This window comes from Rhodonellum psychrophilum GCM71 = DSM 17998, assembly GCF_000381545.1.
GTDB classification, from domain to species: Bacteria; Bacteroidota; Bacteroidia; order Cytophagales; family Cyclobacteriaceae; genus Rhodonellum; species Rhodonellum psychrophilum.
Genome location: NZ_KB906696.1, coordinates 15491 through 30119 on the forward strand (window position 1 = coordinate 15491; position 14629 = coordinate 30119).

The 14629-nt window shown below is 41.6% G+C and carries 12 protein-coding genes; 7 read left to right on the forward strand and 5 right to left on the reverse strand.

Annotation, left to right across the window (positions count from 1 at the left end; translation table 11 throughout):
* Positions 1-38: 38 nt before the first annotated feature.
* Positions 39-1922 carry a tetratricopeptide repeat-containing sensor histidine kinase gene (locus tag F824_RS0123105; RefSeq protein ID WP_033405632.1) on the forward strand — a complete coding sequence of 628 codons (1884 nt, stop codon included), beginning with the start codon at positions 39-41 and terminating at the stop codon, positions 1920-1922.
* On the opposite strand, the gene F824_RS0123110 is transcribed toward F824_RS0123105, so the two are convergent.
* The 5 genes from F824_RS0123110 to F824_RS0123130 all read right to left on the reverse strand — a co-directional run bounded on the left by F824_RS0123110 (position 1919) and on the right by F824_RS0123130 (position 7791).
* On the reverse strand, positions 1919-3370 hold the full coding sequence (locus tag F824_RS0123110; RefSeq protein WP_019600318.1) for a TrkH family potassium uptake protein: 1452 nt from the start codon (positions 3368-3370) through the stop codon (positions 1919-1921). The two genes, F824_RS0123105 and F824_RS0123110, sit on opposite strands and share 4 nt — an antisense overlap.
* 3 nt (positions 3371-3373) lie before the next feature.
* Positions 3374-4717, reverse strand: coding sequence for a Trk system potassium transporter TrkA (gene trkA / locus F824_RS0123115; protein ID WP_019600319.1), 1344 nt, complete (start codon positions 4715-4717; stop codon positions 3374-3376).
* A gap of 116 nt (positions 4718-4833) precedes the next feature.
* Positions 4834-5493 carry a tetratricopeptide repeat protein gene (locus tag F824_RS0123120; protein WP_026333883.1) on the reverse strand — a complete coding sequence of 220 codons (660 nt, stop codon included), beginning with the start codon at positions 5491-5493 and terminating at the stop codon, positions 4834-4836.
* Positions 5494-5540: 47 nt separating this feature from the next.
* Positions 5541-6791, reverse strand: coding sequence for a DNA recombination protein RmuC (locus F824_RS0123125; protein ID WP_019600321.1), 1251 nt, complete (start codon positions 6789-6791; stop codon positions 5541-5543).
* Positions 6781-7791: an alpha/beta fold hydrolase gene (locus F824_RS0123130; RefSeq protein ID WP_019600322.1), complete on the reverse strand. Its 1011-nt coding sequence runs from the start codon at positions 7789-7791 to the stop codon at positions 6781-6783. Before F824_RS0123130 ends, F824_RS0123125 begins: the two co-directional genes overlap by 11 nt.
* A 261-nt stretch (positions 7792-8052) precedes the next feature.
* Here F824_RS0123130 and F824_RS0123135 point away from each other — a divergent pair, with 261 nt between their 5' ends.
* The 6 genes from F824_RS0123135 (at position 8053) to F824_RS0123170 (ending at position 14615) form a co-directional block, all read left to right on the forward strand.
* Entirely contained in the window at positions 8053-9150 is a 1098-nt protein-coding gene (locus tag F824_RS0123135) for a DUF2891 domain-containing protein (RefSeq protein WP_019600323.1), read from the forward strand.
* A complete protein-coding gene (locus F824_RS0123140; protein WP_019600324.1) occupies positions 9147-10370 on the forward strand; it encodes an Nramp family divalent metal transporter in 1224 nt (407 codons plus the stop codon). Before F824_RS0123135 ends, F824_RS0123140 begins: the two co-directional genes overlap by 4 nt.
* Before the next feature lie 189 nt (positions 10371-10559).
* Complete coding sequence (locus F824_RS27625) at positions 10560-10796, forward strand: hypothetical protein (RefSeq protein WP_139189919.1); 237 nt, start codon at positions 10560-10562, stop codon at positions 10794-10796.
* Positions 10762-12222 (forward strand): sensor histidine kinase, encoded by a 1461-nt coding sequence (locus tag F824_RS0123155; RefSeq protein WP_236613230.1) that lies wholly within the window; start codon positions 10762-10764, stop codon positions 12220-12222. Before F824_RS27625 ends, F824_RS0123155 begins: the two co-directional genes overlap by 35 nt.
* 1 nt (position 12223) lies before the next feature.
* Positions 12224-12898, forward strand: coding sequence for a LytR/AlgR family response regulator transcription factor (locus F824_RS0123160; RefSeq protein ID WP_019600328.1), 675 nt, complete (start codon positions 12224-12226; stop codon positions 12896-12898).
* A 97-nt stretch (positions 12899-12995) separates the two neighbouring features.
* Positions 12996-14615, forward strand: coding sequence for a glycoside hydrolase family 99-like domain-containing protein (locus tag F824_RS0123170; protein WP_236613229.1), 1620 nt, complete (start codon positions 12996-12998; stop codon positions 14613-14615).
* Positions 14616-14629 lie beyond the last annotated feature (14 nt).

Sequence of the window (14629 nt, forward strand, 5' to 3'; positions counted from 1 at the left end):
AAATGTGCCCAAAATTCTTTTTAAAAAAGCAATTGCTAATGCTCATGCAATTGTGCCTAATTGTTTTTTTTCTTGGAATCAAGGTCAATACTGCAAATGGTTCGATATTGATTGCTGGCATTTTGATACAGGAATCAAGCGATACTACTGTAAGTATAGAGAACTTGCAGTACTTCAGTGAGCGGGCTTGGAAAAACCATTATTCAGACTCTGCGCAGGTCTATTATGAGGAAGTAATCGATATGGCCAAGAAGCTTGGCGATAAAAATATCGAGGCCCAAAATCTAAACCGTCTGGGAATTTTTTATCGCAATTTGGATCTTCAAGAGGAAGCCTTGAAATATTATGACGAGGCACTTAAAACCAGCAGGAGTATTCAAAACAAAAAAGAGGAAGGTTTTGCATTGAACAACATTGCACAGATTTATCACTATCAAAACCTTCATGAGGAATCGATTGATTTTTATACAGAGGCACAGACAATTTTTCAAGAAATTAATTTCATGGAAGGACTTGGCTATACCTATACGGGTTTGAGCGCGGCATATAGCGAAATCAAAAACTACCTACTTGCCATTGAGCTCATCAACAAGGCAATCCAAATCCGAATGGATTTGGATCATGAGAGACAAGTGACCATCTCTAAACTTAACCGAGGGGATATTTATTATCAACTTGGGAATTTGGAAGCAGCGGAAGCCGATATTAGGACTTTCTTGGATTATGCCTTGGTTCATGATCAAAGAGGTGCTGTATCCACTTATGGTAAACTTGGAGAAGTCTATTTTAAGGGCAATCAAGATGAAAAAGCCATTGAAATGGCGCAAAAAGCGATTGAGTTAAATGTGTCCCATCCCAATTCAACAGGCATGGTCACCGTATATGGATTGCTTTACCAAATTTTCCTCAAAAAAAATCAACCAGAAAAAGCTATGCAATATTTGGAGCTTTTGTCTGAAGCAAAAAATGCCATCGATGAGGAAAAAACAAAAAATTATCTTTCTGCCTTGATGATCCAAAAGCAAAAGGATGAAATTGCGGCACTCAATCGGGAGAATTTATTGAAGGATAAAAATGACAATTTCAAATTGTGGATATCCTACATTCTGACGATACTGGTCGTGGTCCTTTTTGCAGCATTTTTTGTCTACTATAGATCTTTTCAAAAGGAAAAAGACAATCTAAATAAGTTATTGGAACAAAAAATCAGGATTCAGAAGCAAGCTGAAGAACTTGACAAATTGAATTTAGTGAAAGACAAGATTTTTTCCATCCTTGCCCATGACCTAAGAGGTCCACTGCATTCCCTTCAGGGAATGATTGAATTGATGAACCAGAATGACCTGACACAAGATGAATTTAAATCCTTCTTGCCCCTGCTTTCTCAAAATCTAGGAAACAACACCATCCTGCTGGAAAATCTCCTAACATGGTCCAAAAGTCAGATGAAGGGAATGGAAGCAAATTTCAAAACTTTTAATTTGTTTTTGGTTATCGAAAACAACTTCTCTTTCTTCCAAAAATCAAACTATTTCAAAGGCCAAAAGCTATTCAACAAGGTCCCTGATCCTCTAATGGTGAAAGCTGACAAAGCCATGTTGGAAGTCGTATTGAGGAATTTGATCTCCAATGCCTTAAAATTCACATCCAAGGATGATGAAATCAAGATCAGTTGTCTTCTAAGATCAGATGGAACCTACACGATCAGTGTTGAAGATTCGGGCGTTGGAATGAAAGAAGAAAGTTTAAACAAGCTCTTTGGGAAAGAATTTATCTCTACATCGGGTACCCATCAGGAATCGGGTACGGGAATAGGCCTTTTGCTTTCCAAGGAATTGATTGAAAAAAACCGCGGGATAATCTGGGCGGAAAGTAAACTCGGCCTTGGATCAACCTTTAAATTTACGATTTCCAAATCCTAATTTGTCCTCCAGAAATAAGGGGTGAATAGAATCAGAATTGTGTAAAGTTCAAGTCTTCCCAGGAGCATGATGAAGGATAGAAATACTTTTGCGGTGGGAGAAAAGAAAGAAAAATTATCGACGGGTCCCACTTTTCCGATTCCAGGCCCCACATTTCCCAAACAAGTGGCTACAGCGCCAAAAGATGTAAGGATATCATATCCCATTATCGTGAGCACGATAGAACCCATCACAAAGATCATGAGATAAATCAAGAGGAAATTCATAATGTGTGTGATGATTTTCCCTGTTACCCGATCTCCATTTATTTTTAGTGGAACTACCGCTCTTGGATGAACGATCCTTTTGAATTCCAGCCAACTATTTTTAAAAAAGGCCAAATGCCTGACAAATTTAATTCCCCCAGCAGTAGAACCCGCAGATCCACCCATAAACAAAAGCATGAAAAAAATCAATGTGATTCCAATATGGTACCTGGTATAATCTGCAGACACAAATCCGGTAGTGGTTATCAAAGAAACAACTTGGAACAAGGTATCCCTGAATGCCTTTTCGTATTCCAAACCACTGATAAAGTAGATGGGAATAGACAACCCAATTCCCAAAAGAATGATGGTGGTCGCATAAGCTTTAAATTCATCAGACCGAAATACCCTGTCAAATTTCCCGGTAAGACTGAAATAGATGACCGTAAAGTTAGTACCTGCCAAAAACATAAATAAAATTGCTGTATACTGGATAAATGGGCCATCATAATACGCCATACTGGAATTTTTGGTGGAAAAACCACCCGTGGCCATGGTGGTTAAGGCATGGTTCACCGCATCATAAAAATCCATCCCTCCAAGAAAATACAAAAGCCCTGCGGCAAAGGTCAATCCAACATAGATATACCAGAGACGTTTTGCTGTTTCCCGGATTCTCGGATGCAATTTGTCGGAGGTTGGCCCCGGGGATTCTGCCACAAATAGTTCAATTCCACCAATTCCCAAAAGGGGAAAAATAGCGACGGTCAAAACGATGATACCCAAACCACCGATCCACTGCGTCATGCTTCTCCAAAATAAAATACCTTTAGGAATTACTTCAATATCCGTTAGAATGGAGGCTCCCGTAGTCGTCAATCCCGATACCGTTTCAAAGAGGGCATCTGCAACATTCGGAATGGTACCGCTGATCAAATAAGGCAGCATCCCAAAAATGGACATCAAGAACCAACTGACCGATACAATCATGTATCCTTCTCGCTTTCGGATATTTTGATCTTGTTTGGAAAAGGAGAAAAATAGAATCGCCCCTATCAGTCCAGAGACAATGGCGGCAGCTATCAGGGAGATTTCATCCCCGCTTTCATAGTATAATGAAAATCCAACACCAGGAAGCATAAGAAGCCCAAGAAGCATCAACAATGCACCCATAATCTTTCCAATGGCCTTGAAATGAATCATCTGTTAATGGAAAAGTTTTTCTAGTGGGATTTTGGCCTCAGGCAAGGCCATCACGATCGCCTTGTCATTGATTTGAAGGATAAAATCTCCATCGGGGATAAACACATCATCGTTCCTGATGACTCCTGCGACGATGGCAGTTTCCGGAAAATGAAGGTCTTTCAAAGCTTTTTTGGTTACACGATTGTTTTTTGTCACCACAAACTGAATGAATTCAGCATCTACACCATATATCCCGGAGACTGCTTCCACATTTCCTTTTCTCAGGAACCTGGTGATCTGATTCGCTGCAACTAGCTTTTTATTAATCAAAGAATCCACACCGATGCTATGTGAAATATGGATGTATTCTCGGGTATCCACATGGGCAATCGTCTTGTAAACGCCGTGGTTTTTGGCACTCAAACTCGTAATAATATTCGTTTCTGATGATTCTGTCAAGGAAATAAAAGCATCCATTTGCTCCAGGCCTTCCTCAATCAAAAGTTCAACATTTTTATAGTCTCCATTGATAACCAATGTTTTATCCAGTCTTTCAGAAAGCCATTTACACCTTTCTTTATCCCTATGGATGAGTGTTACCCTGTATTCTGCTTCCAACTTCAGTGAGGTTGCAAAGGCCATATCGTCCCCACCGATGATCATGACATTTTTGATATCTACCCTTTTTTGATCCAGGATGGCGATGATGGATTCTACATTTTTTTTATTGGAAATAAAGAAGACATGGTCGTTGTTTCTAATGATCGTATTTCCTTTTGGGATGATGGTCAATTGGTCCCTAACGATGGCAATGATTCTGATATCTTCAAAAAGTAAATTGCTCGTTTCGGAGATTTTTTTGTTCACCAAGGAACTGTATTGATCGAGTGTAATCCCTACTACATTCAGTTTTCCCTGTTCGAATTCAAAAACATCTGAAAAGGAGGAATTCTTGATCATTCTATAGATTTCCGCACTGCCGAGCATCGTTGGGGAAATGATATTGTCAATCCCGATGTTTTTGAAATATTTATCGTTTTCCGGACTCAAGTAATCATGGGTTCTTACCCTTGCCAAAACCCGGTTGGCGCCAAGCTGTTTGGCAAGTGAGGCCGTTACGATATTGGTTTTTTCGGAAGTGGTCACGGCCATGACCATGTGGGCATCTTTGACATTTGCACTTTTGAGGACTTCCAAAGAAGTGGAATCACCCAATATTGTCAACACGTCCAAATGCGCAGATACATTGTCCAATACATCTTTATCGGTGTCGATAAGGATGATGTCTTTGTTGTCATAGCTAAGGTGTTCGGCAAGATGGTAACCCATATCTCCCGCACCTGCTATTACGATCTTCATGCCCATGGATGTGAAATTTTAGAGGTAAATCCGGCCGGCAAATTTAACTACTTTAATGGGCTTTTAGAGATAAAAACTCATTATGTTTTGTTTCAATCCAAAAAACATACTTGAAAATAATTTTACTTGCAAAAAGACTTCAAATATTTTTCACTGGCAGGATTTCCGAATTGAATGGCTTTGTTCCAGTCATCACATGCTGCAGCTCTTTTGTCTGTTTTGTAGTAACAAAATCCTCTGTTGGTGTAGATATCAGGATTGTCTGGACTGAGTTTTAGAGAATAGGTGTAGTCGGGAATGGCTTTCGCATGTTGGTTGGTTTTCAACAAACAATTTGCCCTATTGAAATAATAAGCCCAGACGATAGGAAAGTCCTCACCGTTGATTTTGCTAAAAGCAATGGCCTCAGAATACGCCTTGATCGCCTCAGGATACCGATTTTCAGCCTGAAAAACATTCCCGAGATAATAAGCCAATTCATCATCTTCTTCAAAGATTGACAAACTTTCCTTTAGGATTCTTATCAAATTGCCTGTTTTGGAAGGGATATTCCTGGTGGCACTGTAATAATTCACATAAGCTGCATGAAAAGATGGATCCTTCTCCATGACTGTTTCCAATAATTCTGAAGCTTTTTGATAATTTCGATCGGAAATCATTCCTCTTGCAGTCTGTGTGATGACTACAGAATTGTTCCGTATATTTTCATCAACATCATAAATCTTTTGGGCAAAAAGAGGATTTGCTAAAAACAAAAATGCAATGATCTGAATGTACTTCATAACTTGTTTTTTTTCAAACATACACAACCAATATTCAAGGACCATCCTTATTCCAAAAACTTTTTACCCTCCTCTTCCGGCAATTCTTCCACCTCTTTTAACTTCCTCTGGATCACCCGGGTTCTGGTACCGACCAAATTGTCCAGGTCTGTATGTGCTTCGTGGATTTTTTTCTGTGCCCTGCTGATCAGGTCCCCAAACTTGGAGAACTCTGTTTTTACGGCACCCAAAACCTTCCAAACTTCGCTGCTTCTCTGTTGGATGGCCAGTGTCTTGAAACCCATCTGAAGGCTGTTCAGAATCGCGGCCAAAGTGGTGGGGCCGGTCATGATGATCTTATAATCCCGCTGTAAAATCTGTGCCAAATCCCCGTCTCGAAGAACTTCTGCATACAAACTCTCCATGGGAAGGAACAAAACCGCAAAATCTGTGGTGTAAGGGGGATTGATGTATTTTTGGCTGATCTCTTGTGCGGATTTTTTTATGGCTTTGAAAAGATCGGCGCGAGCGGCATCGATCACGATTTTGTCACCCAAATCATACGCATCCAACAAACGGTAATAGGTCTCCTGCGGAAATTTGGCATCCATTGGTAGAAAGACAGGGCCATCTTGGCCATTTCCAGGCATCTTGATGACAAATTCCACCCTTTCGGAATTGCCTTTTTTCACTTGGACATTGTACTCAAACTGGTCGGGAGCAAGGATATTTTCCAAAATACTCTGCAACTGGTATTCACCCAATACTCCCCTGCTTTTCACGTTGCTGAGTACTCTTTTCAAATCCCCAACTCCAACGGCAAGGTTCTGCATCTCTCCTAAACCTTTTTGTACCGCCAACAATTGTTTGCTGACCAATTCAAAGGATTGACCCAATCGGACGTCAAGCGTCTTTTGAAGCTTCTCATCGACGGTTTCCCTCATTTTCTCGAGTCGTTCTTCGGTGGACTGAAGCATTCGCTCCTGTTTCAGGATCAAATCCTGGAATTTCTCTCTTTGGAGATCATTGAATTCCTTGACATTTTCTTTAAAAAGTCTTCCAAAATCCCGTAAAACCTCGGTTTGGTCCTTGGTGTTTCCGCGGAGTGTTTCGAAGACCAATCCAAATTGTGCCATCAATCCATTGGTGATTTCAGCCCTGTTTGCTTGCATTTGCTGGGCGGTATCCTGACGAAGTTGGGAGAGTTCTCTTTGCAAAAGATCCGGATCGGCCACATTGCTTCTTGATTTTAGGATAAAATAAACCAATAGGGCGGATTGAAGAAGCAGGATGGAGACAAGGAAAACATCAAGGGACATAACTGAGATATTTAGGAGCGGAAAAATAGTCCATATCCAGTTGAATGCCTAAGAATGACAAATATTCCCTGACAGTCTCCGTCGGAATTTCCTCCATAGGGACGTGACCAGCTCGTTCGAACACCTTCAATTTTGCGCCCGGAATATCAGCCGCCAATTGCTTTCCCCTTTCCAAAGGGATCCATCGATCTTCCTCTCCCCACATGATCAATACCGGCATCTTCAGTCTTTTAAAATCGATCTCATAAGATTTCCTTGTCGTCAGGCGATCGATGGTGGCCTGCCTATTTCCTTCCCTTCTGATCAATTCATAATATCTGGTCACCGATTCTTCTTTGATTTTGGCTTGGTCAAAGAAAACCTGCTCCATATTCATTCTAAAAATGAATTTCGGTGTACATTTCAAGAGCAGATTTGAAAAAATGGGATTTTGTGCCAGTTTAGTGATAGAACTGATCAGATTACCCGAAGGTTTCTGGCTTCCTGAATTCCGTTGCTTCGCCGGAAAGGAAGCGTCAATCAAATTCAAGCTCAAGATCCGTTCAGGATGATCCGAAGCCATTTTCAAGGCGACTCCCCCTCCCATCGAATTTCCCGCCACATGAAATTCATCCAAATCAAGTTGGTCGGCTATGCCAAATACAAGAGCGGAATAATCAGAAATGCCATAGCCTTTTCCGGGGTCCGGTCCGGTCAATCCATGTCCGGGAAGATCCATCGAAATAGTCATAAAATAAGGACTCAATTCTTTTTCCCAAGCCTCCCATGTATGCAAAGAAGAAAAGCTTCCATGAATCAAAAAAATCGGTTCCCCCTCCCCTTTTATTTTGACATGCACATTCAACCCATTTACTTTCAGGAAGAATGAGTTTTGATCGGCATATTTCTCCACCAAGATTTCCGGGGAAATATCTTTTCGGTAAGATCCGATCAAGATAAGGATGACCAAAAGAGTTAGAATCAGGAAAATCCTGAATATAATTTTGAGAATTTTTTTCATGGAGGACAATCAGATGAAACAAGTATAATCAATAATTCTGATTGTTAAAAAGAGGATTTCAGGTATATTCAAGCCATGTTATGCATTCCCAATTCCATTTCAACCGGAAATTGCTTAATTGGCACACCGTTATTTACGGTTTTTGATTCTCAATATCGGTTATATGCCTTATTCTATCAATAGTTTGACTTTTTTTGCATTTTCAACCTCTGATAGGAAACCTAATGCATATTTCGATTTCAAAGCCTCAAGTTACTTGTTATGATCAAAACACTCCTCCTTTCTCTCCTTTTGGGCAGCATTGCCTTATCCGATTTGCCCACAGAAAAATCTCAAAAACTAGCTAACCTGGAACCCATCAGATTGACCTTGGCCGAGGCAAACCGTTTGGCTTTGCTCCCACTCCATTGTATGCAGGTGGAATACCCGAATAAACTCAATCAGACTTTGGAAAACGAAAGCTACCTAAAAGGTCCTATGGAATTGCATCCGGCCTTTTACGGTTGTTTTGACTGGCATTCAAGCGTCCATGGGCACTGGATGTTGGTGACCCTCTTGCGACAATTCCCTGATTTGGACAATCGTGAAGAAATAAAGGAAAAGTTAAAGACCAACTTATCTGCCCTTAATATTGAAAAAGAAGTATTCTACTTCTCAGGGCCACAGAATGCAAGCTTTGAGCGGACCTATGGTTGGGCCTGGATCCTGAAACTTGCCGAGGAACTGCACCAATGGGAAGATCCTTTGGCGAGGGAACTGGAAGCAAATCTCCAACCGCTTACGGAGTTGATGGTGGAAAAATATTTGGAGTTTCTTTCCAAACTGATATATCCCATTCGGGTGGGAGAACATTCCAACATTGCATTTGGGCTTTCCTTGGCTTATGATTATGCCGAAACAGTGGAACACCAACCCTTAAAGGAACTCATCCGGCGGCGGGCCTTGGATTGGTTTGAAAATGACGAGAACTGTCCCTTGACCTGGGAACCGAGCGGTTTTGATTTCCTTTCCCCTTGTTTTCAGGAATTGGACATCATGCGGAAGGTTTTGGGTAAGGAGGAATTCAAAATTTGGGCAAATGGATTTTTGCCGCAATTGGCCAAAAATGATTTTTCTCTCGAGCCGGGTAGAGTGAGTGATAGAACCGATGGGAAATTGGTCCATTTGGATGGGCTGAACTTCAGCAGGGCTTGGGTGATTTACGGTTTGATCCATGCTTATCCCGAGGATTATGGACATTTGATGGCTGTTGCAAATGCCCATATTCAATACTCTCTTCCCTCTATTGTAGATGACAATTACGAAGGCACCCATTGGTTGGGGAGTTTTGCGGTTTATGCATTGTTGCAAGCCCCATGAGAGGCAATTGGAGGAATTATATAGGTCCGGGTCCACTGGTTGCAGCTGCTTTTATCGGGCCGGGGACTGTTACCGTTTGCACGCTTGCCGGTGTGAATTTTGGATTTGACCTGCTGTGGGCTTTGGCGCTCTCCATGGTTGCGACCGTAGTATTGCAGGAAATGGCTGCTCGGATTGGCCTGGTCACCCAGAAAGGCCTGACTGAAGTCATCGGTGAAACGCTGACCAAAGGCATCGTCCGCTATTTTTCACTGGGTTTGATCCTACTTGCCATTGTTCTTGGAAACGCCGCTTACGAAGCCGGTAATATCAGTGGTGGAGCGATGGGAATTGAAATCTTCATCAAAGCACCGGTATTGACCATTGGTCAAGCAAGTATAAACATGATCAATTTGTCCATTGGATTGATCGCTCTGGTTTTGCTGATGACCGGGAATTACAAATTGATTGAAAAATATTTGATTGCTTTGGTCATCCTCATGAGCATCACTTTTTTGGTAACTGCCGTGATGGTCAGACCATCCATGTTGGCTATTTTTCAGGGATTCGTGCCTGGAGTTGACAGCGGTAACATCCTGACGATAGTCGCCTTGATTGGCACCACGGTGGTTCCATACAACCTGTTCCTTCATTCCTCATTGGTTTCAAAAAAGTGGAAATCGGGAAAGGATCTAAAATTTGTACGCGTGGACACCATTGTTGCGGTGGTCTTGGGAGGCCTGGTATCTATGGCCATTGTCATCACCGGTGCAAGCGGAAATGCAGATGCAATCAACAATGCCGTGGATTTGGCCCTTGGCTTGGAGCCCTTGTTGGGTGCTGCTGCTAAATATTTTATCGGATTTGGATTGTTTGCCGCTGGGATCACCTCTGCGATAACCGCCCCATTGGCAGGTGCTTTTGTGGTGGCGGGTTGTTTTGGTTGGTCCACGGATATAAAGAATTGGACCATGCGGGTGAGTATTTTGGCCATTTTGGGACTGGGTTTGGTTTTTTCCTCTTTTGGAATAAAACCCGTCCAATTGATCACCTTCGCCCAGCTAGCCAACGGGATATTGCTGCCACTCCTCAGTGCCTATATTTTATGGGTGATCAACAAAGCCTCCGTGATGGGGAAATACAGAAATTCTTTGGGCTTCAATGTCCTAGGTTTGGCGATCTGGGTGATTACTTTGGTTTTGGGAATCCGCAGCATCATGCGGGTATTGGAGGGTATTTGAGAGGACTATCCCTTCAAATGGATTTCCGTCAGATCATTTAGAAAATCATGAACCCATATTTGTCGGATGCATTTCAAGGAGGGATTTTATTTCATGTCCTTTGAGGAGCAAAACGATTTTCCATCCCCTTGTTTGGAGACTTCATCACATATTTTTGCTTGAAAATGGGGCTTCCACTATTCTTGCATAATGATTTCAGGGAAAAAATTGGCGCCGAGAAAAAACCATTGGAAGGTATATCTTCTGATCCTATCGGGATTGCTCTACAATCTTCATTTGGCATTTCAAATACATCCCAATCCAGATGTGAAAAAGCCTGGAATGGAAAGCCCTCCGATTTTCCCTGAGTCATCCTCCTATTTTGGGATCTCTCCCGATTCCCTCCAAAAAAATGAAACACTTACCCAACGCATTCAAAAACTTTAAGACTTCCAACATGAAAGAAAAAGCTTTACCCTTCAAACAAATAGAATGGTGGATACTGACATTGTTATTTTTGGCCATCGTTTTGGTCAATGTCCTCGATGCAGGAATTTTTTACAGAGACGCCACTGACAGGGAATTGGAGTCCTACTTTGCGAAAGTATTTATCCCATTGACGCTTTTTCTTTCCTTTTATCTTTTCCATATCCGATTGCTCCCCAAATTCTTTTTAGAAAGAAAAAAATGGAAATTGATCCTCTATGCAATTTTAATATTGATAGGCTCTTGGGTTATCATCGGGACATTTTCGGTGGTGGCCGGAATGACAAGGGATTTTATGATCCCATTCTATTTCAATACCATCGCCATATATGTAGGTTACCTGGTGTTTGTCTATATACTGAATCAAGTAATCTATCCCCCAAAACTTAAAGATTATCAGGTTTACAATGCCTTCCGATTGGTTGCCCTATATTTGTTTGTTTTGCTCTTTTTATTCCAATCACATTCCATCATTCATTCGGCCATTTTGGGGGCTTATGGTTTGGTAATGCCTGTGCTGATCCTTTTGGTGTTGTTCAATTTCTTTCTGGTATATGGAAATCGAAAGGCGAAAAAAAATAGACTGGCATGGACGTATTATTATTCCTTGATTGCTTTTGTTGTCGTCCTATTTATTTTCCTCTCAATATTTAACCAAAAAGGAGAGTTTTTGATTGCTGGTCTATTCGTTATTTTCTTGATTATGGTCCTCATTTTTCCATTGTCAAATCTGTTTTTCAACAAGTATGACCACTACTTAAGTCAATTGACAACGCTTACCTATAAGGTTGACCAGAGTTCAGCCAATCTCAGTTTTCTCCGCTCCCAAATCAATCCCCATTTCCTGTTCAACGCCCTGAATACGCTTTATGGCACTGCGCTTCAGGAAAATGCAGAAAGAACGTCTGAAGGCATCCAGAAACTCGGCGACATGATGCGCTTTATGCTCCACGAAAATAATCAGGATAAAATCCCTTTGGAACGGGAAAAAGAATACTTGGTCAATTATGTAGACCTTCAAATGCTCCGCATCAAGGACCAGGAAAACATTGAAATCCTATTCAACCGGAGTCAAGAAGCTTGTGCAGGTGAAATTGCACCGATGTTGTTGATTCCATTTGTGGAAAATGCATTCAAGCACGGCATCAGCTTCCAGAGCAAATCCTGGGTGAAAATCAGCTTGAGATGTTTGTCGGGATCTGTACATCTGGATGTAAACAACAGCATACACCGATCCAATGCTGAGGACCCCGAAAGAAAAGCTTCTGGCATTGGACTCGAAAACGTCAGACAAAGACTTGAACTTCTTTATCCAGGCAAACATGAATTGGTCATTCGGGAAAATGAGGTTGAATATTTTGTGCATTTATCCATTCAATTGACCTAAAATGCTGACAGCAATAGCCATAGACGATGAACCCATGGCTTTGGAAGTGGTGAAATCACATGCTTCTAAAGTGCCATTTTTGGAACTCAAATCTGTTTTTACCGATGCCATCAAGGCCTTGGATTATATCAGGGAAAATCCCGTAAACCTGATTTTTCTGGATATCAAAATGCCGGATATCTCAGGAATTGAATTGGCTACCCTGATCCCAAAGGAAACGATGGTCATCTTCACCACGGCCTATTCCGAACATGCCGTCAAAAGCTTTGAACTGGATGCCATTGACTATTTGCTGAAACCATTCAACCTCAGCCGATTCTTGAAATCCTGTCAAAAGGCCCAGGAATGGCACGATCTCAAAAACGGACCATCGCATGGATTTCTATTTGTCAAAACCGGATATGAACAAATCAAGGTCAATTTTGAGGATCTTTTGTTTTGCGAAGCAACCGGAAACTATGTCACCTTCCACCTACCCAATCAGAAAATACTCAGCAGAATGACCCTGGGTGAGGTGGAAAGCCTTCTCCCAACCGGTTTTCTAAAAACCCAAAGGTCTTTTGTCGTGAATACCTTATTGATCCAAAAAATAGAACGCCACCAAGTGACCATTTCGGGAAAGACTGTCCCGGTCAGCAATACCTATTATGATGCGCTTTTGGAGAAATTAAATTGAGAAGGTTTTTTGCAAAAAAAACCATTCACTCAGTAAAGAATTAAAGTAAAGTATGCTTTTTTTTATGGAAATGGTAATTTTATAAAAATTGACCTCCGTGAAAAACAACCTTTCAAAACTTTTGTGCAATCTCGCCCTCCTCATGCTACTTGGAATATTTTCCTGCAGCGAAAAATCCAAGCTTATCCAAAAACAGGACTCCAACTCCCCGCAACTGGAAACCAGCGATAAATCTACACAGGCGAGGCTAGAAAATAGCCGTACTTCCGAAATCGATTTGAGGAAATCCGAAGATAAGGAAGGGAATTTGGTAGGGGTCTATTTTATGCCTTCCTGGAATACCTCTCCAGATCCCAACAAGGATATAGACAGTTTTTGGTCCTGTATTACGGGTAGGGAAGATTGCTCTCATTTAAAAAACCCTGCGATATGGGGACCGAAAGGTAGAATTTACAACAATCGCTATCCTTATGAAGGACCTTTTTTGGACAGAAAACCCCATACTTCTTTAAAAGGATTTTACAAAAGAACCGATCCCGAGGTTGCCAAAAAACAGTTGGAATACATGAAGAATTATGGGATTGATTTTTTTGCGTACAACTGGTTTTTTGGAAGGCATTATTTTCATCACCGCAATTTTGCGCCGCAAGCCAATATTTATTACCCTAAAGGTTGGGAAATTGATCCTGCGCGAGATGGTCGGGTTGCGGTACCTGGCTTGGAGGAATGGAATGATCAACTGACTATTTTGCTCCGGGAAAATGAGAAGCTACCCGCTTCAAAACAAATGAAATGGGCCATCAATTGGTGTGATGACAGCGATGAAAGATGGAGATTGTGGTTGGATGTTGGTTCACCCGCAAGTTTGGCTGCCAAAAGGAACTACGCAGGAGAAAAACCAGATAAAGCCCTTTACCTTCAGGTTCATGATAAAATCACGCAACTTTGGATAGATAAATATTTTGGAAGGACCGATTATCTCAAAGATGAAAATGGACGTCCTATCGTCTACATTTATTTCCCCCAAGACATGGAATCCAGAGCTGCATTCTATGGAATCAGCATGCAGGAACTTTTGGATCGCTCAAAGGCCAGGGCTATAAAAAATGGATGGCAAGGAATCAAATTCATCGCCGTAGCATCAGGTCCAATGTTGCCCATCGAAAAACAATATGGGTTGCCAACCAAATGGATCCCAAACAATCCAACACGACCTTGGGAAGGCGGAACCTATACAGACAAACTGCTTTTGCAGGATTATGTGCCAAGGCTCAAAGGAATGGGTTTTGAGGGAATGACTGGGTACGTCTATCATAATTACTACGAGCAAGACAATAAAAGTTATGCCGATATGAGGGCTACTTATCGAGGACATTGGGACAAATGGAGTAAGTTTTATGCGCGGGATCCCGCTTTTGACTATCAAGTTCCGGTAGCCATGGGATGGGATATGCGACCCGTGGGTGGAACTTGGCCGCAGCCATCAGGCTTTCCAAGTGAACCAATCAAAGACAGGGTCCACAGTACCAAAGCCACTTTTAAGGCCAAAATTCAGGAAGCAAAGCGTTTATCCGATACATACAAAAATACCAATGGAAACACGATCATGGTTTGCTGTTGGAATGAATATTTGGAGGGAAATTACATCGAACCCACCGTTGGCCTTGGCTTTGATTATTTGGAGGCCATTCGGGAGGTTTTCTCAAAAAAGAAATAGGATTTCCTTCAACG